Source organism: Pantoea sp. ABR1s, assembly GCF_057812235.1.
The window spans coordinates 240937-264854 of sequence record NZ_CM173823.1 but is presented as its reverse complement, the minus strand read 5'-3'; the positions used below and the strand labels follow the sequence as shown (position 1 = coordinate 264854).

Sequence of the window (23918 nt, the reverse complement as noted above, 5' to 3'; positions counted from 1 at the left end):
AGCTTGCGCGGAGGCGTATAAAGAAGGGGTTAAAATGCAGCGGGCGGGCGTAAAAATAGTGTAAAAATGGCGAAAAATCAGGCGACTTCCAGCGCCCAGATACGATTGAGATCGACGTTACCCCACAGCGTACTGTCCTCTGCGCCCACAATGCTGTCGGTGCAGAAGCTGTCGCCAAGGTCGAGCTCTTCCGGTTTCACTTCACGCTGGGCGTGCAGCGACCAGAAGACATGCACGCAGGGACGCATCAGCGATTTTTCGCCCGCTTTCACCACCAGCGCTACCCGGCCGGAGGCCAGACGCACCAGCGATCCCACCGGATAGATGCCGATGGTCCGTACGAAGGTGTGCAGCAAGCCAGGGTCGAAATGGCCGCGCCAGCTCAGCATCTGGTGCATCGCCTCGGCGGGTGTCCAGCCGTTGCGATAGGAGCGGGTCGAAGTGACGGCATCATAGACATCGCACACCGCCGCCATGCGGGCGTAGAGCGAAATCGCCTCGCCTTTCAGGCGGTGCGGATAGCCGCTGCCATCATATTTCTCATGATGATGCAGGGTGATATCGAGCAGATCGTCATCGGCGTCGGCTTCTATCAGCATCTGCGCACCGACCACCGGATGCTCACGCATCACCCTGAACTCCTCTTCAGTCAGCTTGCCCGCTTTGTTCAGGATCGCCAGCGGCACGGCCGCTTTGCCGACATCATGCAGTAAACCGCCCATGCCCACCCGACGCAGTTCCTGCTCATCCAGCCCGAGTTTTTTACCCAGCGCAATCATCAGCCCGCAGACCGCCATGGAGTGCAGGTAGGTGTAGTCATCATGATTTTTCAGTCGCGCCACGCTCAGCATGGCGGAGGGTTCACGCGTGATCGATCCGGCGATTTCATCCACCAGATCCATCATATAATCGAGCTTCAGGCCGTTACCCAGCCGCGCTTCGTTGAACATCGCCAGCACTTTCGGTTTGCCCTGCAAAAAGATCTGCTGTGCCTGATCCAGTTCCTGGAAAAACGGGGTGCGGCCAATGGTTCTCTTCGCGACCGTGGAGGCGATCGGCGCCTGCACCGATCGATCGAGGTCGATCCAGAGCTGGCGGATCCCTTCAGTGCGAAGCATGGCGATTTGTCGGGGATCGGTGATCAGCATCTCATTATGAATGCGCTGGTCTTTTATCCACCAGACCTCCAGCTTGTGGATAAACATCCCTGGGCGCAATTCATCAATGGTAATCAGCTTTATCACGCTATCACTCTTTAATATCAGCGGGTGGTAAGGTGATATCGGCAGCCGGACAAATTTTCTTCAGGCTGTTTTGTGCGAAGGTGAGGGTCTGGTGAGTGGTCAGAGGAGAGGCGTCCTGCCTCGCCCCCGTTTCAGCAGGGGGTTAAGACGCCGCTGCGGTTACACTACCCGGGTCAGCACCGGCTCACCACGGGCAAACGCCAGCATATTCTCAAAGACCAGGTCAGCCATCGCCGCCATGGTTTCGCGGGTGCTGCTGGCGATATGCGGCGTGATCACCACATTGTCGCGCTGGCGCAGTGCGTCAGGCACCTGCGGCTCCTGTTCAAACACATCCAGCCCGGCACCGGCGATCTGCCCGGTTTCCAGCGCATCCACCAGCGCCTGCTGATCCACCACGCTGCCGCGCGCAATGTTAATCAGATAGCCCTGTGGTCCCAGCGCCTGCAGCACTTCCGCATTGATAATGTGGCGCGTCGCGGCACCGCCAGGCAGGGTCAGCACCAGGAAATCGGCCTGCTGCGCCAGCGCTACCAGGCTCTCATGACGGGTGTAGGGCACATCGGGGCGTGAACGCGGGTTGTAATAGTGAATCGCCATATCAAACGCCTGCGCGCGCCTTGCCACCGCCTGACCGATATTGCCCAGCCCGACGATTCCGCACACCTTGCCACCGATTTTGCTGCTCAGCGGAAAGCGGCCCTGCGTCCAGTGACCGGCGCGTGTGAAGCGATCGGCCTCGCTGATGCGGCGCGCCACATCCAGCAGCAGCGCCATCCCCAGATCGGCGACGCAATCATTGAGCACCTCCGGCGTGTTGGTCACCACAATGCCGCGCGATCGGGCGGCTTCCGTATCGATGCTGTCATAACCGACGCCGTTACTGCAGATCGCTTTCAGGTTTGGCAGCGCGGCGATCAGCGCGGCCGGTGCGCCCATCACCGCGTTGCCGCTGGTGACCAGCATGTCGATATCTGCGCCCTGCTCAGCCAGAAAGGCTGCCTCATCTTCCGCCTCCCACAGACGGAACGCGGTGAACGTCTTTTCAATGTTCTCTATCAGCTGCGGCGGCAGGAATTTCCCTCTGATCAGCACCTTACATTGCTTTAATGCCATCTTCTTTCTCCTGATTGTTATAGGATGCCGGGCGATCGCTCTCTTCACCGACGCGTTCAATCGGTCCCATCACCAGCAGGAACAGCAGCGCCGCTACCACGCAGTGTGCCGCCACAAACGCCAGCCCGATGCTGTAGCTGCCGGTCAGACCGACGATGATGCCGAACAGCAGCGGCGTGGTGAAACCGGCAATATTGCCGATGCCGTTAAAAATAGAGCCGGCCAGGCCCACCGCCTCTTTAGGTGCGGTGTCGCTGATCACCGTCCAGGTGCCTGCACCGGCCGCTATACCTTTACCGAAAAAGGCGAAGGACATAATGGCGATAATGCCGCCGTTACCGGGAATAATCGCCGCCAGCACCAGGCTGGACGCCATCAGCATGCCGACGATATAGGGCGTTTTACGCGCCCAGGAGACGCTCCAGCCCCGGGCGATTAACTTGTCTGACAGGTAGCCGCCGCTGATCCCGCCCAGAAAACCAAACAGCGCCGGAGCCACGGTGGCGAAGCCCGCCTCCATGATGTTCATGCCGCGCGCCTGCACCAGATAGATCGGAAACCAGGTAATAAAGAAGTAGCTGAGCGCGATGATGCAGTACTGACCGAGATAGGCGCACCAGAGCATGCGATTAGTGAGCAGCTTTCTGAACATCGCTTTACTGACCGGTGGCCGCGCTTTCAGCGTCTGCGCCGAGTCGATATCCACCAGCGCACCACCGTCAACGATGTGGCGCAGTTCACTCTCTGACACGCCAGGGTGATTGCGCGGCTCGCGCATCCAGGCAGCCCAGACAAACACCGCCAGCAGGCCGATGCCGCCCAGCACAAAGAACGGCCACTCCCAGCCAAAGCGCGACACCAGCCAGCCTGACAGCGGCGAGAAGATGGCGACGGCAAAATATTGCGCCGAGCTGAACAGCGATGAAGCCCGTCCCCGCTCTGCGCCAGGGAACCACATAATCACCACGCGCGCATTGGCGGGAAAGCTGGGTGCCTCGATCAATCCCAGCATAAAGCGCAGACCAAACATCAGCATCAGCGCGCCGGTCATGCCGCTGGAGAACTCGCCAACGAATCCCATCGCCAGCGTCGAGACTGACCAGAGCGCCAGCGTGACGCCATACACTTTTTTAGCCCCGAAGCGATCAAGAAACAGCCCGCCGGGGATCTGACCAATAACGTAGGCCCAGCTGAAGGCAGAGAGGATCAATCCCAGCTGGATCGCTGACAGGCCGAACTCCTCTTTGATTGCCGATCCGGAGATCGAGAGGATCGAACGGTCGGCATAAGCCACGACCGACAGAAAGAGGATCAGGCAGAGGATCCAGATGCGTACATGAGACGTCCGGTGAGTCGTTTGGTCTTTAAGCATGAGCTGAATTCCTTAAAAAGCGGCAGGTTGCGCCACGAGGTTTTTTTCAGGAATAACGCTGAGATTTCCCGCTTAAGGAAATATAGATAGGAGGCTAACGATGGATCATTGTGCGGATGTTGAGATCGTCAGGCCCGATTCAACGGTTTTCTGACAACCACCACAAAGGCCAGTGCGATGCTGCACAAAAGCGCAAAAAGCCGCGGCTGCCTGCCGCAGAGTGTGCGCCACGTCGAGGATTTCATCGGCGCTGGCAGCTATGACGCGGCAATTTTACGGCAAAGTGTGGCGGCGCTAGCAAGAGTGAAAAGGGCCGGTTGTCAAACCCGGCGACTGTTCATAAGCTGCAAATGATAATATTTGTCCATTTTTATAATAAATGAAAAATCTATTCCACTCAGTTAACCTCGGGAGTCTGCAATGAAAAAACGTGCATGGGCAATACTCTGTCTGCTCTCTCTTTCCACGTCGGCGCTGGCAGAGAAGATTGGCGTCTCAATGGCCTATTTCGACCAGAACTTTCTGACCATTATCCGCCAGTCGATCGAGAAAGAGGCCAAAGCGCGTCAGCTGGATGCGCAGTTTGAAGATGCACGCGGCGACGTGGGCCGTCAGACCGATCAGGTGCAGAGCTTTATCAGTTCCGGGGTGGACGCGATTATCGTCGATCCGGTCGACTCCGCCAGCACCCCTGCCCTGACCAGACTGGCGCAGCAGGCTCACATTCCGCTGGTCTACGTTAACCGCACACCGGGCGATCAAACCCTGCCGCCGGGCGTGGTGTTTGTCGGCTCTGACGAACGCGAATCGGGCACGTTGCAGATGGAAGCGCTGGCGAAGCAGGCGGGTTATCGTGGCAAAGTCGCCATTATCATCGGTAACCTCAGCGATGCGGGTGCGCTGCAGCGCACCAAAGATGTGGAGCAGGTGGTGGCAAAGTATCCCGACATGAAAGTAGTGCTGAAGCAGACCGCAAACTATTCGCGTAATGAGGGCATGGATTTAATGCTCAACTGGCTGTCGAACGGGGAAGAGATCGATATTGTCGCCGCCAACAACGACGAAATGGCGATTGGCGCAACCATGGCGATTGCCCAGGCGAAACCGAAGAAAACCATTCTGGTGGGCGGCATTGATGCCACGCCGGATGGCCTGAAAGCCCTGGCAAGCGGCAAACTGGCCGTCACCGTGTTCCAGGATGCCGTGGGTCAGGGCAAAAAATCGGTCGAGGTGGCGCAGCAGATGATCAAAGGGAAAAAAGTCGATTCCCACCAGTGGATCCCGTTTGAACTGGTGACGCAGCAGAACATGCAGCAATACAGCAATAAAAATCCGTAATGAAAAGCGGAGCGGCAGCGCTGCCGCTCCGGTTATCACTTCTCGTGCAGCAGTTTCGCCATCATCACCACATCGCGCAGCTGACCGTCGCGCAGGGCAGCCTGCCGCATCACCCCTTCACGCTCAAAGCCCAGCCGCTCATAGAGCCGCAGCGCCCGTTCGTTGTCGTGAAACACCTCCAGCTCCATACGCGTAATCCCCAGCCAGTTACGGGAATAGTCGAGCGCGGTGCGGATCAGGCGCTCACCGACGCCGCGACCGGCGTAATCGGGATGCACACCCAGCCCAAAGCTGATGCAGTGGCGGGTGCGCGGCTTGTTATCCACAAACAGCGTCAGCTCACCGGCCAGCACGCCCTCGATCTCCGCGACAAAGGCGATAAACCCCTCAGCATCCATTCTGGCGATTTTTTTCTCCCAGGTGGCAACGCTGGGAAACGGCAGCTGCAGCGTCCAGGGATAGACATCGGGATGACTGTAGAGTCGCTGATAGGCGGCGGCATCCTGCGGTTCCCGTGCCCGAATAATGATTTCCATATTTTCTCCTTTTAGCCGAACGGGGTTCATGCACTAAGCTGTAGCTCTTTACCGGACGGAAAGAGTATCGCTATGTTGTATCGCCGTTTTGAGCGTTTTATCAATATTTTTCATGACGCGCCCACCGACTCGCCCCCCTCAACGGTCTGGTCGTTTTACCTCTACTATCTGCGGCAGGTCTGGCCGAGTTTCGCGGCACTGCTGGTAGTGGGACTGGCGTCAGCCCTGATTGAAGTGTCGCTGTTCAGCTATCTGAGCCGCATTATCGATATGGTCAATCACTCCACGCCCGCCAGCCTGTTTCGGGATAACTGGCCGATACTGCTGTGGATGGGGGCGGTGGCGCTGATTCTGCGGCCGATTTTTATCGCCCTGCACGACATGCTGGTGCATCAAAGCATCAGCCCGAGCATGACCAGCATGATCCGCTGGCAGAATCACAACTACGTGCTGCGCCAGAGCCTCAATTTCTTCCAGAACGATTTCGCGGGTCGCATCGCCCAGCGCATTATGCTGACCGGCAGTTCACTGCGCGATTCCGCGGTGCAGCTGGTGGATGCCATCTGGCACGTGCTGATCTACGCGGTAACCTCACTGGTGCTGTTTGCCGGTGCCGACTGGCGGCTGATGATCCCGCTGATTCTGTGGATGGTGGCCTACAGCGCCTCGCTGCGTTTCTTTGTGCCGCGCGTTAAAGCGCGTTCGGTGGTCTCCTCAGAGTCGCGATCTAAACTGATGGGCACCATTGTCGATGGTTATACCAACATCGCCACCATCAAGCTGTTCGCTCACAGCGATCTGGAACGGCAGTATGCGCGTGAGGCGATTCAGGAGCAGACCGAAAAAACCCAAAACGCCGGTCGCATGGTCACCAGCATGGATCTGACCCTGTCGGCGCTGAACGGCCTGCTGATTGTCTCGACCTCCGGGCTGGCGCTGTGGTTATGGAGCCAGTCGCTGATTAGCGTCGGGGCGATTGCACTGGCGACCGGTCTGGTGATCCGCCTGGTGAATATGTCCGGCTGGATCATGTGGGTGGTCAACGGCATTTTCGAAAATATTGGTACGGTACAGGATGGCCTGAAAACCATTGCGCAGCCGCTGAGCGTGCAGGATGCGCCGCAGGCGAAGCAGCTTAAGGTGACGCGCGGTAACATCCGTTTTGAGGATGTGCGCTTCGATTATGGCGGTGGCCGTCAGGTGATTAACGGCTTTAACCTCGACATCAAACCTGGCGAGAAGATTGGGCTGATTGGTCCCTCGGGTGCCGGTAAATCGACGCTGGTGAACCTGCTGCTGCGCCTCTATGACCTGAACGCGGGGCGGATTGTGATCGACGATCAGGATATCGCCACCGTGACGCAGGAGAGCCTGCGCAGCCAGATTGGTATGATTACTCAGGACACCTCGCTGCTGCACCGCTCAATCCGTGAAAACCTGCTGTATGGTCGTCCCGACGCCAGCGAAGAGGAGCTGCAGCTTGCGATTCACCGCGCCCGCGCCGATGAGTTTATCCCGCTGCTCTCTGACTCACTGGGTCGCACCGGGCTGGATGCGCACGTGGGCGAGCGCGGCGTGAAACTGTCAGGCGGTCAGCGTCAGCGTGTGGCGATAGCCCGCGTGCTGCTGAAGGATGCGCCGGTTCTGATCATGGATGAGGCCACCTCGGCGCTCGACTCTGAGGTGGAAGCGGCGATTCAGGAGAGCCTGGAGTCACTGATGCAGGGTAAAACCGTTATCGCCATCGCGCACCGCCTGTCGACCATCGCGAAGATGGATCGGCTGGTGGTGCTGGATAAAGGCGGCATTGCCGAGATGGGCAGCCATCACGAGCTGCTGGCGCAAAACGGCCTCTATGCCCGGCTGTGGCAGCATCAGACCGGCGGTTTTGTCGGCATCGATTAATCGCCGCGTCGATAGGGTAAGGCGTCGCGTGCTTCTTCCGCCCAGCCGCGCACGCCTTCCCGCTCCTGCACCAGAAAATCTGCCACGGCATCGCGCAGGCCGGGATGCAGCAGATAGTGCCAGGAATGGGTAATCTGCGGCTCGAAGCCGCGCACCAGCTTATGCTCGCCCTGCGCGCCGGCATCAAACCGCGTCAGCCCCTCATCAAGAGCTAAATCCATTCCCTGATAGAAACAGGTTTCAAAGTGCAGCCGGTCAAACTCCGCCAGACAGCCCCAGTAGCGGCCATAGAGCGCGTTGCTGTCCCGCAGATAAAACGCCATCGCGGCCGGTTGCTGCTGTAAACGGGCGATCACCACCACAATATTCTGCGGCATGCGTTCCGCCAGCAGGCTGAAAAAGTCACGTGTCAGATAGGGACGCTGACCGCGCACCGCATAGGTGTTAGCGTAACAGGTGTAGACAAAATCCCACTGATCTTCGCGCAGCTGGTAGCCCAGGTAGCGGTCAAACTCAAAGCCGCTCTGCATCACCTGCTCACGCTCTTTACGCAGTTGTTTGCGCTTGCGCGACATCAGCGAATCCAGGAAATCCTGAAAATCGCGGTAGCCACGGTTATGCCAGTGATACTGACAACCGAGCCGGGAGAGCCAGTCGGGCTGATCGGCCAGCAGCTGGTTAGCCTGCGCATCGGTAAAGTTGATATGTGCCCCGCTTAAGCCCTGCTGTAACAGGCTCTCAGGCAGGGCCGACAGCAGTTGCGCAGCGGCAGCGGTTTCGCCCAGCAGGCGCGCACCGCTGACCGGGCTGAAGGGGATCGCGCCCAGCCATTTCGGGTAGTAGCGGATCCCGGCGCGCTGACTGGCATCCGCCCAGGCGTGATCAAAGACGTACTCGCCCTGTGAATGGCGTTTGCGGTAGCCTGGCAGCGCGGCGCGGGTCACCCCCTCCTCCCGCCACAGCAGATGATCGGGCTGCCAGCCCGCCTCTAACCGCACGCTGCCGCTCTGTTCTAACGTGAGCAGAAAGGCGTGACGCAAAAAGGGCTGGTCATCAGGCAACAGCGCATCCCACTCGGCGGCCGGGATCTCCGCCAGTGACGTCAGGTGAATCAGCGACATGAATTACTCCAGAGAACGTCGGGCAGAGAGTCAGTCAAGCAGGTTTTCCGCGTCAGCGAAAGGGTTAAGGCACGCAAAGTGAAGGCTGCATCAGCGGAGCACAGCTTCTATACTGCGACTTTATCTCCACAGGACACCGCCATGGATCGACTCGATTGTGACCGGATGTTTGTCACGGTGCTGGAAACCGGCAGCTTTTCTGCGGCGGCGTTACGTCTCGGCACCAGCAGCAGTCAGGCTTCCAAGCTGGTTTCAAAGCTGGAGCAGCGGCTCGGCGTCCAGCTGTTTAAGCGCAGCACGCGCGCCCTGTCGCCCACCGATGTCGGGCGCAGCTATTATGAGCGGGTCAAAAACCTGCTCGATGCGTTTGAGACGCTGGATGCCAGCGTGCGTGAAAGCGCCACCACGCCCACCGGCAGGCTGAAAATCAGCGCCCCCGGCTCCTTTGGTACTGTGGTGTTGTCTGAGGTGCTGGTGGCGTTTGCCCGGCGCTATCCGCTGATTGAACTGGATGTCAGCTTTTCAGACCGGTCCGTCAACATCGTCGATGAAGGCTTTGATATGGCGATCCGTATCGGCACCCTCAGCGACAGCAGCCTGGTCGCGCGCAAGCTGGGTGAGGTGCATGTGCGCATCGCCGCCTCGCCGGTCTATCTTGAGCAGTTTGGCACGCCGCAGCACTGGCGCGAGATGCCCCAGCATCAGTGCATCATCGACACCAATTTTCGCGATCCCTGGCACTGGCCGTTTGCCGGCGGCGACGGCAGCAGCGAGATTGTCACCGTACCGGTCCGCGGGCGTCTGCGCTTCGCCAACACCGAAGCCTGCCTGCAGGCCGCGATGGCCGGACTGGGCATTGCGCGGCTGCCCGGTTTTATCGCAGCTCCCGCGCTGCAACGCGGTGAGATTGTCCGGCTGCTGGAGAATTTTGACACGCCACCACTTGGCCTGTTTGCGGTTTATCCGCCCGCCCGTCATCTGGCACACCGGGCGCGCCTGCTTATCGACTTCCTGGTGAGTCATTTTACCCGTTTTCCGCCCGCGTAATTTCTTCCATAATGGAAGAAATGATTGTCTTTATGACCGGATTATCAGCCGTTTAGTCCTCAGTTAAGCTGCTTCTCACATTACAGAGGAGTCGCGCGATGTTAGTAGAAGGCAAATGGAGTAGTGACTGGCACCCGGTGCAGTCGACCGATAAACAGGGCGGATTTGTCCGTCAGACGTCCGGTTTCCGGCATTTTATCAGCAGCGATGGCTCCACTGAATTTGCGGCAGAAGCGGATCGCTACCATCTTTATGTGGCGCTGATCTGTCCGTGGGCGTCGCGCGCGTTAATTGCCCGCAAGCTCAAAGGGCTGGAGTCGCTGATTAGCGTGACGGTGGTTGAACCGCAGCTCGGTGCCCAGGGCTGGTGCTTTGGCAATTTCCCCGGCGCACAGCAGGACCCGCTGAATAACGCGCAGTACCTGCATGAAATCTATACCCGCGTCGCGCCCGATTACACGGGCCGGGCCACCGTGCCGGTCTTGTGGGACAAGAAAACCGGCACCATCGTCAGCAACGAGTCCGCTGACATTGTGCGTATGTTCAACAGCGGCTTTGGCGATCTGGCCGATAACCGCATCGACCTCTATCCCGCCGCGCTGCGTTCTGAGATTGATGCGCTGAATGAGAGCCTCTATCCGCGTCTGAATAATGGTGTCTATCGCGCCGGGTTCGCGACGACATCAATCAGCTATCAGCAGGCCTTTAATGACGTCTTCAGCCAGCTCGACGAACTGGAAGCCCTGCTCAGCGATGGTCGCACCTTCCTGCTGGGTGAACGGCTGACTGAAACCGATATTCGCCTGTTCGTCACCCTGATTCGCTTTGACGTCGCCTATCATGGCCTGTTCAAATGCAACCTGCGCCGGATACGCGACTATACGCTGCTGAATCGCTATCTTAAGAGCATGCTGTCAGTCTCCGGCGTGCGTGAGACGGTCAGCATCGATCATATCAAACAGGGCTACTACTCAATCAAGGCACTGAACCCGAACGGAATCGTTCCGGCAGGCCCGGATCTGAGTGAGTACGGTCTTTAAAGGAGCAATAATGGCAAAAGCACTGGTAATTTTTCTGCATGGCGTAGGCAGTAACGGCGACGATCTGGCACCGATTGGCCGTCACTGGGCGACGCTGTTGCCGGATGTGATTTTTGCCTCACCCAATGCGCCCGAACGTTTTACCGCCGGTTTTGGCTGGCAGTGGTTCAGCCTGGAGGAGGTGACGCCAGAGAACCGGCCAGGTCGGGTACGGGCCGCGCGGGCGGCGTTTGACGCGACCCTCAGCGACGTTATCGCACAGCACGGCTTCGCCGACCGCTGGCAGGATGTGGTGCTGGTCGGCTTTTCACAGGGGTCGATCATGGCGCTGGATGCGCTGGCATCTGGCCGTTATCCGCTGGCGGGCGTGGTCGCCTTTTCGGGTCGTCTGGCGGTTGACGGTGAACTGACGCCACAGCCTCATCTGCCCGCGCTGCTGATCCACGGCCAGGCCGATGAGGTGATCCCGTGGCAGGAGAGCGAATCTGCCGCAGCACGACTCAGAGCCGCATTGGTGCCGGTAGAAGCGCGATTTGAACCTGCCACCGGCCACACCATCTCCGCTCAGGGTGCCATGCACGCCGCCGCGTTTATCGGGCAGTGCTTACAGGATTAACCCCAGCAGCGCTTTAATGCCTGCCAGGCATGACGTGCACCCACGTCAGGCGGCAGGCGTTTCAGCGCATCATTAAAGACTTCAATTCCCACCGGCCCCTGATAGCCCGCGCTTTTGAGCTTATCGACAAAGCGTTCAATGTCGATAATGCCATCGCCGGGCAGCAGACGCTGGTGCTTCGCCATCGCCATCAGGCTCTGTTTATCCTGCGCGGGAACGGCGGCCATATCACACAGCTGCACTTCATAAATGCGATCGGCCGGAATGCCGTCCAGCTGCGAGGCATCGCCGCCCAGTGCGCAGATATGAAACAGATCGACCACCAGCCCGATATTGGGCTGATCGAGCCGCTGCAATCGCTGCCACGCCAGCGGCAGCGTGTTATCCACGCTGCACCAGGCCATCGGCTCATACATAATGCGCATGTTGTAGCGCGCAGCTTCAGAGGCCATCCAGCGCAGGTCATCATCAATCTGGTCGGTGCAGCAATCCTCGCGGGTGCTGGCCGGCGCCTGAATAGTGTCGCAGCCCAGCGCCTGGGCAATCTGAATAAACTGGCGCAGCTCTTCGCGCTTCTGTCCGCGCAACGCGCTGGGTGCCCCGGTGAAATCGCGCAGCACCTGGAGATTGGTAAAGCCAGTTCCCTGCCGGGCAGCGATCTCAGCCAGTGCCGCCGCGCCGCCCTCGCACGCCTCGACATCCTCGCGCCAGATCTCCACCTGATCGAAACCGGCGTCACGCGCCGCCTGAAGTTTCTGGCCGGGTTCACCGTTTAACAGCACCAGGTTAAGGAATGTGGGGTTAGTTCGCATTGCTCGGCTCCTTAATCGTCCGGAATAATCGGTGACGTTCAGCTTCTGCGCCCGTTCATGCGGGATGGTCGGGCGTAAAACCTGAAACAGTATCTACCTCTTAAGGAGTATGACAAGCGCCGCTTAGCCGGATCAGCCCAGCATCGTGACCAGTGCGAAACCGGCAAACGCCATCAGCAGCGAACCGATCACATGCACCAGCGCGCTGGTCATCGCCCAGAAATAGTTCCCTGATTGTAGCAACCCCATTAATTCCGCCGTAAAAGAGGAGAAGGTGGTCAGCCCGCCGCACAGTCCGGTGACGATCAGCAGTTTCCAGATCGGGTCGATGTCGGGGTGGCGAACAAACCAGGCCATCGCGCCGCCGATCACCAGACCGCCGATCAGATTCACCAGCAGCGTGCCCGGCGGCAGATTGGGAAAGAGCGCATTAAAGCGCATCGCAAAGAGCCAGCGCAGTACACAGCCGGCAGAGCCGCCGATCATCACAGCCAATAACGGTTTCAACATGTCTTGCTCCTGATTGCAGATTGACGCCGGGCTGAGGGGGAAAGGCAGAGATAAACTGCGCCTGACACCTCAGCTCCCGCGAAAGGATTGAGTGTCAGGCGTCATCAGCCGGTGTAAAGCCCACCGGCGGTTGGGAAAGGTGGCACGCCATCACCTTGAGCCGGTGATAATACGACGCCCGTTTCAGGCTGGCAACAGTGAGGTCATGGCGGCTGAAAACCTTGACGCGCACGCCACAGACGGAGTAATGCTGATGGTTTACAGCCTGTTGCGGAGACCCTATGCGTACCCTGATTTTTGATACCGATATCGGCGTGGATGACGCCTTTGCGCTGGCCTATGCGGCGCGGACGCAGCATCTGCTGGGGATTACCACGGTCTTCGGCAACGTGGCAGTGGGTCAGGCGGTGAAAAACGCCCGACTGTTTTGCGGGAAAATGGCGATTAACGCGGAGGTCTATCGCGGCTGTTCACGACCGCTGGCGCTGCCACCCTCTGCGCCTGCCAGACTGCACGGTGAAGATGGGCTGGGCGATGCGTTTGATAATGCGTGCAGCGAACAGGCGCCGGGCGCGGTGCAGTTTATTATCGACAGCGTGCGGGCGCAGCCGCATCAGATCACCCTGGTGGCGATTGGTCCGCTGACCAATATCGCCACGGCCATTAATCAGGCGCCGGATATTATTCCGCTGGTGAAAGAGCTGGTGATCATGGGTGGCGCATTTGGCACCGACGGGCACAGTGGCAACGTGACGCCCTTCAGCGAATTTAATATCTGGAAAGATCCGCATGCTGCCGATCAAGTGCTCGCCTCGGCGCTGAACGTGGTGGTGATCCCGCTGGATGTCACGCACAAGGTGCTGATCAGCGGCGATGAGGTTCAGCGTCTGAATCAGCCGGTGCTGAGTGCGATCTGTCGCCCTTACCTGGCTTACAGCCTGCAGAAAGAGGGATTCGAGGGAATGGCGCTGCACGACACCCTGGCGGTGGCGTGGCTCACTCTGCCACAGGCGTTTACCCTGACCGAAAGCCCGCTGCGGGTGATCACGGAGGGCATCGCCTGCGGTCAGACGGTACGTAAGCTGAGCGCGCTGGCATCCCGCCAGGATCCCTTTAACGGCCTGCCCGCCCAGCGTATCGCACTTGGCGTGGATGCTGACGCGGTGCGGGCGCACTTCTTTCAGACTCTCACCGCGCCCTGAACCACGCGAACCGACTGGCCGCGTTACCGGTCGAAATGAATCACGCCTTTGATCAGCTCGCGGTTGTTGATGATTTGCGCCTCAAAGGTTTCATCCAGCGTGGAGAAGGCCAGATGGTGATTCAGCATCATTTCGGCGCGCAGCTGGCCGCTGGCCATCAGCGCACGCACCCGATCGAAATCTTCACGGGTGGCGTTGCGGCTGCCCATCAGGGTGGTCTCTTTTTTATGGAATTCACTGTCCGGGATCACCAGATCGCCTTTGTGCAGGCCGACATAAACGATAGTGCCGCCGTGTCGCATCAGGTTGACCGCATTGTTCATCGCCGCCGGGCTGCCGGTGGCGTCGATCACCTTCAGCGCCAGACGGCCACCAAACTGCTCGCGCAGCGCGCTGTAAAACGCTTCATCAGCCGGATTCAGTGCCGCCAGGCCGAGCTGGTCAGCAACATGCTGGCGACGAAATTCGCTGGTATCCGCGACCACCACCTGCGCGCCGCTGGCGGCGGCGATAGCGGCAACACCCAGCCCAATCGGTCCGGCACCCACCACCAGCACCTGCTCATCCACCACAATTGCGGCACGACGCACCGCATGGGCGCTGATGGCAAACGGCTCAATCAGCGCAGCCGCTTCCGGTGCGACATCATCCACCGCCAGCAGCGTGCTGACCGGCACGCTTAAGTAGTCGCAGAACCCGCCATCCTGATGCACACCAATCACTGAAATCTGCTCACAGCAGTTGGTCTTGCCGCTCTGGCAGGCGTCACAGCGCAGGCAGGAGATGTAGGGCATTAACGCCACCCGCTGGCCCGGCTGAAAGCTCTCCGCACCACTTCCCGGCGCCACCACTTCGGCACAGATTTCATGGCCCAGCACCCGTGGATAGCTGAAGAATGGCTGATTACCGGACCAGGCGTGGATGTCGGTGCCGCAGATTCCCGCGGTAAGGATTTTAATCAGTACCTCGCCAGCGGCGGGCGTGGGGATATCGCGGGTGGCCCATACCATCTTACGTGGTTCAGCGATGACCAGTGCTTTCATTGTTGTCATGGTGATTCTCCGGTTGTCCTGCAGGCAGTTATGGCGAATCCTGCACGCGCTGCGGTGTTCGTTTGCGGGAAGTGTGAAGCACCGCGATTTTTTTGGGCTTTGAATGGTTTTTAATGCATAAAAAACCGGAGAGTGAGATGAGCCGCAGCCAGAATTTGCGCCAGAACGTCATCAACCAGATGCTGGAAAGCATCGCTCAGCACCACATTCGTTCACCGCTGCCGCCCCAGGCGGCACTGGCGGAAATGTTCAATATCAGCCGGACTACGGTGCGCCACACCCTGCACTATCTGCATCAGTGCGGCGTGCTGGATAAGGTGGATCAAACCTGGGTTATCGTGCGCGATCCGCGCGAAGATGACGGTTTTAGCGCGTTAACGCCGCCGATTGAGCAGCAGGCCAGCCACTTTGAGCAGATGTTTTTTAATATGATTAATCAGCGGCAGCTGGTGCCCGGCGATACCTTCAGCGAGCTGCAACTGGCGCAGCAGGTGAAAGTCAGTCCGGTGGTGGTGCGCGAATTCCTGCTGCGCTTTATGCGCTATGACCTGCTGGAGCCGGTCAGACGCGGCCAGTGGCGGATGAAAAAATTCACCCAGGATTACGCCGAGAAGCTGTTTGAACTGCGCGAGATGCTGGAAACCCATGCCCTGAGCCGTTTCCTGAATCTGCCCGCAGGCGACGAGCGCTGGGTTCAGGCGCGGGATCTGCTGGATCGTCACCGATCGATGCGCGATACCATCGCCAGCAACTATCGCCACTTTGCCGCGCTGGATCGTCAGATGCATTCGCTGATTTTATCCGCCGCCAACAACCCATTTTTCAATCAGTCGCTGGAGATTATCTCGGTGATCTTTCATTCGCATTATCAGTGGGACGAGAGCGACCTCAAGCAGCGAAATATTGTGGCGCTGGAGGAGCATATGGCGATTCTGACCGCGCTGATTGGCCGTCAGGATGTCGACGCCCTCTGTGCATTACATAACCATCTGGCGACCGCTAAAACCTCGATGGTGCGCTCAATCGGTCAGTACAATTAAAAACCGATTAAAAACCACAAAGCATTAGCTCCCGCACGATTCAGAAACATCTTTGCAACATCCTTAACCCTTTGCTCTTAGTCTCGACTGCAACGTCACGGCGGCCTTTTGCCGCTGCGCGCAGACCCCTTCTCACCATAACGATAAGTACCCAGTTTCGGGAGAGTGCAATGGAAAAGACTTCAGTAACCGGCCGCGACAGCGCAGCTGGCGACACGCCATCAGACCAGGATTTCGTGCCGATGCGCAGCGACGTGGTGCGTTCACCGCGTATCCGCAAGATTCAGATCACGGCGATGCTGCTGTTGCTGTTCGCCGCCATCATCAACTATCTGGATCGCAGCTCGCTGTCGGTCGCGAATATGACCATCCGCGAGGAGATGGGGCTGAGCGCCACCGAAATCGGCTTCCTGCTCTCCGCCTTTTCGCTGGCTTATGGACTGGCGCAACTGCCATGCGGCGCGCTGCTGGATCGTAAAGGGCCGCGCATTATGCTCGGCATTGGCATGTTTATCTGGTCGCTGTTTCAGGCCGCCTCTGGCCTGGTGCATAACTTTACCCAGTTCATCCTGGTGCGCATCGGCCTCGGCATTGGTGAAGCGCCGATGAACCCGTGCGGCGTGAAAGTGATCAACGACTGGTTCAACATTAAAGATCGCGGCATGCCGATGGGGATGTTCAATGCGGCTTCGATGATTGGACTGTCGGTGGCTCCGCCGATTCTGGCGGCGATGATGCTGGTGATGGGCTGGCGTGGCATGTTTGTCACGATTGGTATCCTCGGCATGTTCCTCGCTATCGGCTGGTATATGATCTACCGCGACCGCGACAACAACACCCTGAGCGCTGAAGAGATCCACTATTTGCAGGCGGGCAGCGTCGCCTCACGTAAAGAGCCGATCAGCTTCAAAGAGTGGCGCGGCCTGTTTAAGCAGCGCACCATGTGGGGAATGATGATTGGCTTCAGCGGCATCAACTACACCGCCTGGCTCTATATCGCGTGGCTGCCGGGCTATCTGCAGTCGACCTATCATCTCGACCTTAAAAGTACCGGCCTGCTGGCAGCAATTCCGTTCCTGTTCGGTGCGGCGGGCATGCTGCTGAATGGCTATGTGGTCGACTCGCTGGTACGTCGCGGCTTTAACGCGGTGAAAACCCGCAAAGTCTGCATCGTCAGCGGGATGCTGCTGTCCGCCGGCTTTACCGCCGTGGTGACCCGCGCGACCGACACCACCAGCGCCGTAACGCTGATTGGGATGGCGCTGTTCTGTATCCACTTTGCCGGAACGTCGTGCTGGGGATTGATCCACGCCAACGTCACCGCCCGTATGACAGCGTCTGTCGGCAGCATCCAGAACTTCGCCAGCTTTATCTTCGCCTCGTTTGCGCCGGTCATCACCGGCTGGGTGCTCGACACCACCAAATCGTTCAGCATGGCGCTGATGATTTGTGCCTGCGTGACGCTGGTTGGCGCACTCGCCTACCTGCTGCTGGTGCGCCAGCCGATCACCGACGGCGAATAATCACGACTGACGGCGCGACTGCTACGTCAGCGCCGTCAGGGTGACCCCATGTTTCGCACCATAACGCTGAATACCCGTCATCACCTTCTCCGCGCTCAGCGCGGGTGGTGGTGGCAACAGCGGTGCCCGTTCACGCAATGCCGAGTCGAAGCGGGCAAACGTCGCGAAATCACGCGGGAAACGTTCCTCATCCACGCCAATCAATACGCCTTCATCACGTGCATGGGAGAGCAGCGCCCGCCAGCGGTCAATCTCCGCCAGCCCGATGCTGTCGGTGCCGTGAGAAAAGAGCATCATGTCGATGTTGCGGAACGGCGGCTGTTTTTCCAGGAAGCGTTGCAGGGCCGCGGCCGAAGGCTCGGTGCAAAAGACCAGCCAGAACGGGATGGCGTGCTGATGCATGCTGCACCACGGGTCCATCAACAGGAAGCTGTCCACCGTCAGCCGGGTCGGTAAAATTCCCGCCGCCAGATACCAGTCGCGGTAGATCTCAGCCACCACATAACTCATCGCCTCCGGATCTTCGTAACGAATCTCCATCAGCTTCCAGTTCTGAGCTTCCGCCAGTTTTTTCAGCGGCGAAATCAGATAACCATCCAGTCCCCACTCCGCTTCCGGCACGTGGTCAGTAATGGCCGGCGGCGTCCAGCGCTCGCGATCGATGCCATAGCGTGCCAGATATTCCGCCACCCGCGGGCCGCCCTGTAAGTACTCTTTTTCGGTTGCGCCGCCGAGCGCACCAAACTGGAAAAACGAACGATCGCTGGTGCGCGTTACCGGCCACTGCCGGGTGCAGTGATTGATATAAAGCGTGGAGCCAGCGGGCAGACTTCCCATCAGGAATTCGTTAAAGGCCAGCGGCAGCTCGCGCAGTTTCAGCCGGAAATAGCGCATCTGGTCGAGCATCAGCCGATCCTGATTCGGGTCATGCATATGGTGAACCGCAAGACGCGGCCAGGCGGCCAGCAGTGCCGCCGCCACCTCTTTACCCTGCTCAAAACTCGCCTGTACATCATCGGGATCGCTATTGGCCGCGCGCACCGGACAGAGAAAGGTTTGCGGCAGCCAGGGCACGCTCATCGCCGACGCCAGATGCACCAGCGCGCCGTTCGATGAACCGATAAAGGCCGCCGGATAATCCTGTTGCGGGTATTCACTCACCATCCATTCGGCGATCCCTTCCACATCCAGTTCACCCGCCTGACGCAGGCTGATGCCTTCTGCCATGCCGCCCAGCGCATAGCCCCACTCACGCAGTCCGGTCGGCAGCCGGTTAAGCGACGGCAACAGGCGATCCAGCGTCGGTGACTGGCTGGCGCTGGCAAAGGGGCGGTCGTGCAGCGCATTGGCCAGCGCAAGCAGCATGGCGGCAGCAGAGTCAAAGCGGGCAATCCCTCTTGGTGGTTTACTCATGTTGATCCTCCTGCTGGATACGTGCCAGGAACGGGCGGATGGCGTGACAGAAACTCCACGGGTAGACGTAGTGCAAAGTGTGCGTCCCGTCGCGTAATGTCAGTCGTTCACTGCGCGGCATCAGGGCGGCGAGTTCATCCAGCCAGCGGGCCGGACAGACGGGATCGCGCGAGCCCCGCAGCAGCAACGTGGGTGCGTTAATGTAAGTAAGGCGATGCTCAATGCGGTCGCGCATCATGGCGCGCAGGGTACCGAAGGCGCGCCGCAGGCCCGCTTTGGCGTAATCGATTCGGGCCAGTGGCCCCGGTGGACGACGGGATTCCAGCCGGCCATTACGCCAGTCGCGCCAGAGCTGACGCGGCAGACTGCGGGCATGACGATCGACCGTCGGCCCCTGCAGCACCAGTCCCGCCACAGCCTGTGGATGTTTCACCGCCAGCGCGGCCAGAATCTGGCAGCCAAACGAATTGCCGACCCAGATAGCGCGCTGGAAACCGTTATGCTGTAACCACAGCCACAGCGCATCCGCCAGCTGATCCACCGACATGATCGGCGCAGAAGGGGGCAGTGTGCTGGCGCCAAAACCGGGCAGATCCGGCACCAGCACGTGATAGTCGCGCCCCAGCGCCAGCGCCAGTGGCTCCATCGCCCGGCCCGACATCACCAGACCGTGGATTAACACGACCGGCAGTCCCTGATCCTCATTGGGCGTAACGCGGGTAAACATGCGCCAGTCACCAATCTGCTGATAATAACCGGCCAGACCGGCGTGATGACTGTTCGGCGACACCGGCGGCGTCTCCTTAAGTTGCCGCCAGCGTTTCATGCCCCATAACGTGGCCGCCACACCCAATCCAACACCTGCCACAATCGCTGCCTGTTTTCGTCGATGCTTCTGGATCATCCGCTGCTCCTGGTTTGGGGAGAATAATTCAGTGTAGGTCGGGATCAGGCAGCAGGCGGGTTATCCGCGCGATGGTGTGAAAAAGTATGGGGTTTCGCCTAAGAAGACGCTGGCATTGCGGGTGATGAACTCTGGCGGGAGATCTGTCTGGTGTAAGCGGGAAGGCAATGACTGAAACACCCGAGGAGTATCGCTTTACATTCAATGCCCGATATCCAGCGTTAGCAAAAGAAATGGATGACTTGCTGGTAATCAGTAATACGCCTCAGGGGAGCATCGCTGATTTCAAAAAGCGCGTTATGGCTTTTGCCCGATGGCTTAACGTAACATTTCATCACGGGCAGGGCTTATGAAGAGAGGATTAACATCGGGGTAGCCTGATAAACGCGGAGCAGGTCAACGGACCAGAGATAATACGAATTTCAGGCAATAAAAAACCCGCACTGGGCGGGTTTCTTTTATTATCAGCAGAGCTTATCTGCTCAGACTTATGTCTTCATCGCTATTGTAAGCATCGCTGATAATGAGCGCGGCTTACTGCGCTGTGACGTTGCCAGCTGCAGGGCCTTTGGCGCCATTTTCAATGGTGAAGGAGACTTTCTGACCTTCATCAAGCGTTTTGTAGTTATCACCCTGGATAGCAGAGAAATGCACGAATACATCTTTGCTGCCATCATCGGGAGTGATAAAGCCAAAACCTTTATCTGAGTTAAACCATTTTACTAAACCAGTCATTTTGTTAGACATAGATATTTCCTTAATCGATTAGCCACTAAGAGCGGCGAAGATGGCCTGTAGTTAGAGATTTACTTATTGGGCACTTAGGAGGAGGCTCTCGAAGAAGGATATCTGTGGATAACACTTGAACTGAGGACTACTTTACTAAAACTGCTTTCATAAGGTCTGTGTTCCAAACCGATGACGCATTAAGACACAGCGATAATAATTTAGCAATGTATATGTTTATTTATTTTAACCATTTAAACGCTCAGATGGCTGAATGGCTGTTTTATTTTGACTGCTCAGGAAGTGCTTCAGGCTCCGCTATGTGCGAAGAGGAGCAGGCCAACCCCGTCATAATGACGGTGCCGATTTAACGTTGATGCTTAACAATAAACAGAGCCAGTAAGGTCACATCGCCTAAAAATTTCCGCACGGCCAGTGAAGCGCTGTCATCGCCCTCTTCATCTGTGAGCTTTACCTGCTGCATATCGTACCCCCGGCTTTCGGTATCTTTCATCCTGATACCGGTCAGTATCCGGACGACCTGCCCGCCCTCACCCCGCATCTGAAATGCTGGAGGTTTGCCACCCGCCTCCATTCTGGTGCAGAAGCAGCCTGCCGCGATGAGCGAGAAGCGGGCTAAACCCTACCTGTCCGCCCATTTTGGGCATGCTGACTGTCTCAGTGACCGTGAACGGTCAATCCTACGAGCCGGATAACAACAGGACGGACAACCAGTATGCAAAAGAAAGCGGCTGGCATGGCGACCTGGTAAGCATCCATCACATTTGTCATGTAATGAGGCCCCATTCCGAATTCGGCTAACGTGATGACCAGACTCATCAGGAACGCCATGATGATCGCCATATAAAGTGCAAATATGTAAGGTGTCGTGCGCACCGGCAAGCGGGTTCGTAAGGTTTTTTTTGTTGCAGCATCAGTCATCTGAATATCCTGTTTAACAAAAGTAGATAAGACTGCGGCTAACTTAACAAGCTTATGCGGGGGGTTGTAGAGCGGTTATGCTTTAATCATTATTAAGTAAAAGTGACGAATTAACGGTTGAGGATACGATGGACATTTTAGGGCTGATTAGCACTTTTATCCGCGTGGTGGAAAACGGCAGTATTGCAGCGGCGGCACGCGCTAAAGGTATGAGTCCGGCAGCAGTCAGCCAGAGTCTTTCGCGTCTTGAAGCGCATCTGGGCGTGCGACTGCTATCGCGCACCACCCGCAGCATGACCTTAACGGAAAACGGTAAACGCTATTTCGAGAAAGTCCGTCACATCCCACATGATATCGAACTCGCCTCGCAGGCTGCTGCGAATGAAACCAAACCACAGGGGCCACTTTGTATCGCTACGACAGCCGCGTTTGGCCGGTACGTTCTGGCTCCCCTTATGCCCGCTTTCAAAGCGTCTTTCCCCGATATAGATATTGAACTGATCAGTACCGATCGCAACGTCGATCATCGCCTGGAAGGCGTCGATGTCAGTATCCGCATTGAAGCACAGCTGAATGATCAACTGATCGCCAGAAAAATCGCATCGTTACCCTTTATATTCTGTGCGGCTCCCGCTTACCTTGATCGCGCTGGCACGCCTCAGACGCCCGGAGAACTGAGCCAGCACGCCTGCCTGGTTTTCCGCTATCCCACCGACAGACGGTTTCTGCCATGGACGTTTATGGTCAACGGACAGCCTGTTAATGCAAAACTTAACCCCAGTTTTATCAGCGATGATATTGATATCATCGCCAGAATAGCCGTAAACGGCGGCGGCATTGCTCGTCTGGCAAGTTTTGTTGCTCAGCCACTGATAGACAGCGGTCTGCTAAGGCCTTTGTCCTGGTCAGGTCACAGTGGCGAGAGCACCATTGAGTCCCTGCCGATGAATATCTATGCCTGTGTCACCGAACGTTCGGCACTCAATTCGAAAGTACGGACATTTATTGAATTTTTGGCCGATGCGATTTAAGACAGGAGCGTTTTTGCCGGGCGAAAATTGTCCGTACTTTTCGGTTTATCCACCCGCAAAGATAACCCTCCGCCACCGGATAGCTCACTGAGTTTGCGTTTAGCAGAACGTTTTTGGCGGGCATTCAGCTTCATTCCAGGGGCTACAGATTCTATTGAACGGCAAGTCGCGCTCTGGTTGATGGGGATAACAGCAGACGATAAGCGTTTAGCGCCACCGGTCGCGGTTATACAGAAAGCGGCCCTTTTGACGATGTGCAGAAGGAATATAAGCACGCTTTGAGAAGGGGTTTAACGCGGTGAGAGTGGGATTAAAAAGTATCTGGCAGTCAGTAAAAACTGCCAGAATTGAGGAATAAAAAGTCGTTATCAGTCACTAATTCTAATGACGATTTTGCCAAATGCACCACGGGAGAGGTGCCGGAAGGCTTCAACCGCCTCATTAAAGCTGTAAACCTGTTCAATGACGGGTTTGATATTATGTTTATTGAGGAACGGATTCATCCGATCAAATGAGGAGCGTGGTGCAACCGCAATGCCCCGGATTGTTGTCTGACGGAAAATTAACGGCATCAAATCAAGTTGTGCTGTCTGGCCGGTCAGAAATCCTACCTGAGCAATCGTACCGGCAACTTTTGTCGCAGCAATTGACTGATTGATGCCATTGCCCCCGGCGACATCTATCGTTACGTCAGCGCCTTTACCATCAGTCATTTCAAGCACTTTTCTTTCCCACTCAGGGTATTTTTTATAGTTAATCCCTTCATCTGCTCCCAGTGATGTAATGCGCTCAAGGTTTGCATCGTTACTGGAGGTGGCAATGACGCGTGCACCATAGGCATGCGCTATCTGAGCAGCGAAGACCGATACGCCACCGGTTCCCTGTACGAGCACGGTCTGACCGGGCTGCAGATTGCCGATATCCATTAGCGAGTACCATGCCGTAAGCGCAGCGATGGGAAGTGTAGAAGCTTCTTCATCGGTCATGCTGTCAGGCGCTTTAACTGCGCTGTCCTCATGAATGATCATGTACTCAGCCAGCCCGCCGGGTAACGGCATTCCAATACACCATGCTGGCTCATCGGCCGCAGGTTCACCCTCTAACCAGCGTGAATAGAGATGCGAGTTAACGCGATCACCCGTGCTAAAACGGGACACACCCTGCCCCGTGGCAACAACGGTACCTGTGGCATCAGAGACAGGAATCAGTGGCTTTGGAACCAGATGAGGCTCATAAAAGCCCTCTACTATTGCCTTATCCCTGAAGTTCAGAGACACCGCGCCAACTTTAACCAGAAGTTCACCCGGACCGGGTACAGGCGTTTCCACCTCTTCAAGCTTTAAGTTTTCAAGTCCAAAATCTTTCAGTAACCATGCTTTCATTTTGTCATTTCCCATGTGTATGCATCCAATAGGGTGATGATAAAAA

24 protein-coding genes and 1 riboswitch are annotated in these 23918 nt (G+C 57.4%); of the genes, 10 read left to right on the top strand and 14 right to left on the bottom strand.

Features of this window, described 5'->3' with window-relative positions; genetic code table 11:
• Positions 1 to 77: 77 nt before the first annotated feature.
• The 3 genes from ACXKZD_RS01245 to ACXKZD_RS01235 all read right to left on the bottom strand — a co-directional run bounded on the left by ACXKZD_RS01245 (position 78) and on the right by ACXKZD_RS01235 (position 3732).
• Positions 78 to 1244: an HD-GYP domain-containing protein gene (locus tag ACXKZD_RS01245; RefSeq protein WP_010253446.1), complete on the bottom strand. Its 1167-nt coding sequence runs from the start codon at positions 1242 to 1244 to the stop codon at positions 78 to 80.
• 159 nt (positions 1245 to 1403) lie between these two features.
• Positions 1404 to 2360, bottom strand: a complete 957-nt coding sequence (locus ACXKZD_RS01240; protein ID WP_022623978.1) for a 2-hydroxyacid dehydrogenase — start codon at positions 2358 to 2360, stop codon at positions 1404 to 1406.
• Positions 2341 to 3732 carry an MFS transporter gene (locus tag ACXKZD_RS01235; RefSeq protein ID WP_033759126.1) on the bottom strand — a complete coding sequence of 464 codons (1392 nt, stop codon included), beginning with the start codon at positions 3730 to 3732 and terminating at the stop codon, positions 2341 to 2343. The genes ACXKZD_RS01240 and ACXKZD_RS01235 overlap by 20 nt, the downstream gene beginning before the upstream one ends.
• A 420-nt stretch (positions 3733 to 4152) precedes the next feature.
• Between ACXKZD_RS01235 and ACXKZD_RS01230 the strand changes: the two genes are divergently transcribed.
• A complete protein-coding gene (locus tag ACXKZD_RS01230; RefSeq protein ID WP_476098299.1) occupies positions 4153 to 5070 on the top strand; it encodes a sugar ABC transporter substrate-binding protein in 918 nt (305 codons plus the stop codon).
• A 35-nt stretch (positions 5071 to 5105) separates the two neighbouring features.
• Here the strand turns inward: ACXKZD_RS01230 and ACXKZD_RS01225 are convergent, their stop codons facing one another.
• Positions 5106 to 5606, bottom strand: coding sequence for a GNAT family N-acetyltransferase (locus ACXKZD_RS01225; protein WP_010253457.1), 501 nt, complete (start codon positions 5604 to 5606; stop codon positions 5106 to 5108).
• Between the two features lie 72 nt (positions 5607 to 5678).
• On the opposite strand from ACXKZD_RS01225, the gene ACXKZD_RS01220 reads away from it, so the two are divergent.
• Positions 5679 to 7511, top strand: coding sequence for an ABC transporter ATP-binding protein (locus tag ACXKZD_RS01220; protein WP_187492614.1), 1833 nt, complete (start codon positions 5679 to 5681; stop codon positions 7509 to 7511).
• Here the strand turns inward: ACXKZD_RS01220 and ACXKZD_RS01215 are convergent.
• Positions 7508 to 8632, bottom strand: a complete 1125-nt coding sequence (locus ACXKZD_RS01215; RefSeq protein WP_010253462.1) for a GNAT family N-acetyltransferase — start codon at positions 8630 to 8632, stop codon at positions 7508 to 7510. The two genes, ACXKZD_RS01220 and ACXKZD_RS01215, sit on opposite strands and share 4 nt — an antisense overlap.
• Before the next feature lie 141 nt (positions 8633 to 8773).
• Here ACXKZD_RS01215 and ACXKZD_RS01210 point away from each other — a divergent pair, with 141 nt between their 5' ends.
• The 3 genes from ACXKZD_RS01210 (at position 8774) to ACXKZD_RS01200 (ending at position 11335) form a co-directional block, all read left to right on the top strand.
• A complete protein-coding gene (locus tag ACXKZD_RS01210; RefSeq protein ID WP_029519661.1) occupies positions 8774 to 9679 on the top strand; it encodes a LysR family transcriptional regulator in 906 nt (301 codons plus the stop codon).
• Positions 9680 to 9777: 98 nt separating this feature from the next.
• Complete coding sequence (locus ACXKZD_RS01205; RefSeq protein WP_313925664.1) at positions 9778 to 10719, top strand: glutathione S-transferase family protein; 942 nt, start codon at positions 9778 to 9780, stop codon at positions 10717 to 10719.
• Positions 10720 to 10729: 10 nt separating this feature from the next.
• Positions 10730 to 11335 (top strand): alpha/beta hydrolase, encoded by a 606-nt coding sequence (locus ACXKZD_RS01200; protein ID WP_033773107.1) that lies wholly within the window; start codon positions 10730 to 10732, stop codon positions 11333 to 11335.
• Here ACXKZD_RS01200 and ACXKZD_RS01195 read toward each other — a convergent pair.
• Both ACXKZD_RS01195 and crcB read right to left on the bottom strand, forming a co-directional pair.
• Positions 11332 to 12147 (bottom strand): sugar phosphate isomerase/epimerase family protein, encoded by an 816-nt coding sequence (locus tag ACXKZD_RS01195; RefSeq protein ID WP_488981820.1) that lies wholly within the window; start codon positions 12145 to 12147, stop codon positions 11332 to 11334. The genes ACXKZD_RS01200 and ACXKZD_RS01195 overlap by 4 nt on opposite strands.
• Before the next feature lie 132 nt (positions 12148 to 12279).
• Positions 12280 to 12657 carry a fluoride efflux transporter CrcB gene (gene crcB / locus ACXKZD_RS01190; RefSeq protein ID WP_022623971.1) on the bottom strand — a complete coding sequence of 126 codons (378 nt, stop codon included), beginning with the start codon at positions 12655 to 12657 and terminating at the stop codon, positions 12280 to 12282.
• Positions 12658 to 12745: 88 nt separating this feature from the next.
• A riboswitch (Fluoride riboswitch) is annotated at positions 12746 to 12821 on the bottom strand.
• A 117-nt stretch (positions 12822 to 12938) separates the two neighbouring features.
• Here crcB and ACXKZD_RS01185 point away from each other — a divergent pair.
• The gene (locus ACXKZD_RS01185) at positions 12939 to 13859 is read left to right on the top strand and encodes a nucleoside hydrolase (RefSeq protein WP_111534761.1); all 921 of its coding nucleotides are present in this window, start codon (positions 12939 to 12941) and stop codon (positions 13857 to 13859) included.
• 23 nt (positions 13860 to 13882) lie between these two features.
• On the opposite strand, the gene ACXKZD_RS01180 is transcribed toward ACXKZD_RS01185, so the two are convergent.
• Positions 13883 to 14911: a zinc-binding alcohol dehydrogenase family protein gene (locus tag ACXKZD_RS01180; protein WP_488981819.1), complete on the bottom strand. Its 1029-nt coding sequence runs from the start codon at positions 14909 to 14911 to the stop codon at positions 13883 to 13885.
• A 137-nt stretch (positions 14912 to 15048) separates the two neighbouring features.
• On the opposite strand from ACXKZD_RS01180, the gene ACXKZD_RS01175 reads away from it, so the two are divergent.
• A complete protein-coding gene (locus ACXKZD_RS01175; protein ID WP_010671481.1) occupies positions 15049 to 15951 on the top strand; it encodes a GntR family transcriptional regulator in 903 nt (300 codons plus the stop codon).
• Between the two features lie 170 nt (positions 15952 to 16121).
• Positions 16122 to 17474, top strand: coding sequence for an MFS transporter (locus ACXKZD_RS01170; protein WP_010671480.1), 1353 nt, complete (start codon positions 16122 to 16124; stop codon positions 17472 to 17474).
• Positions 17475 to 17495: 21 nt separating this feature from the next.
• Here ACXKZD_RS01170 and ACXKZD_RS01165 read toward each other — a convergent pair whose 3' ends face one another.
• Together ACXKZD_RS01165 and ACXKZD_RS01160 are read right to left on the bottom strand one after the other, a co-directional pair.
• Positions 17496 to 18887 carry a hypothetical protein gene (locus tag ACXKZD_RS01165; protein ID WP_488981818.1) on the bottom strand — a complete coding sequence of 464 codons (1392 nt, stop codon included), beginning with the start codon at positions 18885 to 18887 and terminating at the stop codon, positions 17496 to 17498.
• Positions 18880 to 19791 (bottom strand): alpha/beta fold hydrolase, encoded by a 912-nt coding sequence (locus ACXKZD_RS01160; RefSeq protein WP_187515394.1) that lies wholly within the window; start codon positions 19789 to 19791, stop codon positions 18880 to 18882. The genes ACXKZD_RS01165 and ACXKZD_RS01160 overlap by 8 nt, the downstream gene beginning before the upstream one ends.
• A gap of 167 nt (positions 19792 to 19958) precedes the next feature.
• Between ACXKZD_RS01160 and ACXKZD_RS01155 the strand changes: the two genes are divergently transcribed.
• Positions 19959 to 20144, top strand: coding sequence for a hypothetical protein (locus tag ACXKZD_RS01155; protein ID WP_197746032.1), 186 nt, complete (start codon positions 19959 to 19961; stop codon positions 20142 to 20144).
• A gap of 181 nt (positions 20145 to 20325) precedes the next feature.
• Here the strand turns inward: ACXKZD_RS01155 and cspE are convergent, their stop codons facing one another.
• The 3 genes from cspE to ACXKZD_RS01140 all read right to left on the bottom strand — a co-directional run bounded on the left by cspE (position 20326) and on the right by ACXKZD_RS01140 (position 21459).
• The gene (gene cspE, locus ACXKZD_RS01150; RefSeq protein WP_010671477.1) at positions 20326 to 20538 is read right to left on the bottom strand and encodes a transcription antiterminator/RNA stability regulator CspE; all 213 of its coding nucleotides are present in this window, start codon (positions 20536 to 20538) and stop codon (positions 20326 to 20328) included.
• Between the two features lie 346 nt (positions 20539 to 20884).
• Entirely contained in the window at positions 20885 to 21031 is a 147-nt protein-coding gene (locus ACXKZD_RS01145) for a hypothetical protein (protein ID WP_158001815.1), read from the bottom strand.
• Positions 21032 to 21195: 164 nt separating this feature from the next.
• Positions 21196 to 21459, bottom strand: a complete 264-nt coding sequence (locus ACXKZD_RS01140) for a DUF2798 domain-containing protein (protein WP_033759152.1) — start codon at positions 21457 to 21459, stop codon at positions 21196 to 21198.
• A 128-nt stretch (positions 21460 to 21587) separates the two neighbouring features.
• On the opposite strand from ACXKZD_RS01140, the gene ACXKZD_RS01135 reads away from it, so the two are divergent.
• The gene (locus ACXKZD_RS01135) at positions 21588 to 22490 is read left to right on the top strand and encodes a LysR family transcriptional regulator (protein WP_033766567.1); all 903 of its coding nucleotides are present in this window, start codon (positions 21588 to 21590) and stop codon (positions 22488 to 22490) included.
• 368 nt (positions 22491 to 22858) lie between these two features.
• Here the strand turns inward: ACXKZD_RS01135 and ACXKZD_RS01130 are convergent, their stop codons facing one another.
• Entirely contained in the window at positions 22859 to 23872 is a 1014-nt protein-coding gene (locus tag ACXKZD_RS01130) for a zinc-dependent alcohol dehydrogenase family protein (protein ID WP_488981817.1), read from the bottom strand.
• Between the last annotated feature and the right edge of the window lie 46 nt (positions 23873 to 23918).